Origin of the sequence: Vibrio sp. 10N.222.46.A1 (assembly GCF_041473595.1) — a bacterium.
Taxonomy (GTDB): domain Bacteria; phylum Pseudomonadota; class Gammaproteobacteria; order Enterobacterales; family Vibrionaceae; genus Vibrio; species Vibrio tasmaniensis_A.
Genome location: NZ_JBFRSN010001777.1, coordinates 1 through 571 on the forward strand (window position 1 = coordinate 1; position 571 = coordinate 571).

A 571-nucleotide genomic window follows, 5' to 3' on the forward strand; every position below is an offset into this window, starting at 1 on the left:
GTACACAAGAATTTGAGCCGACCTTTTTCTCGTTCGGTCGCATCAATGAAACGGCAAGCCAATATAAAAACTGTGCGAAGGCTCAAACCATATGCAAAGTGATTGTTAGTGGTGGAGATGCACAAAATAATGGTGTAACCGAAGCGGAAGTTTATCAACAGCAGTTGCTTAGACTCGGCGTTCCACTAGCCGATATCATTCAAGAATCGAATAGCGTCAACACTTGGAAAAACGCGCAGCTCACCAGTGACCTAATGAAGCATCACCAGTTCGACAACATTGTTCTTGTTTCATCAGGCCTACATATTCGTCGTAGTGAACTCTACTTTAATCATTTTGGATTAAACGTCGTCCCAGTACGAGCCGACTACATGGCTGCTCAAATTTCATGGTTACCATTGTGGTACAACTTCGCAGTTACAGACTTTGCATTGCATGAACAATTGGGTTTTGCTCGTTACAACCTTTACAACTTTATGGGTTGGAACAGCAAACGTGAGAAGCCCGGTGACGCCTGATCGCTTCAACCATGATCTAACTAGTTAGTTATTTAGCTATTTGGCTATTTGGC

General features: G+C 43.1%; 1 protein-coding gene. It reads left to right on the plus strand.

Annotated features, from left to right (window positions below):
* Positions 1-518: YdcF family protein (locus AB4496_RS29285; RefSeq protein ID WP_372133639.1), on the plus strand; the 518-nt coding region annotated here is incomplete at its 5' end.
* Between the last annotated feature and the right edge of the window lie 53 nt (positions 519-571).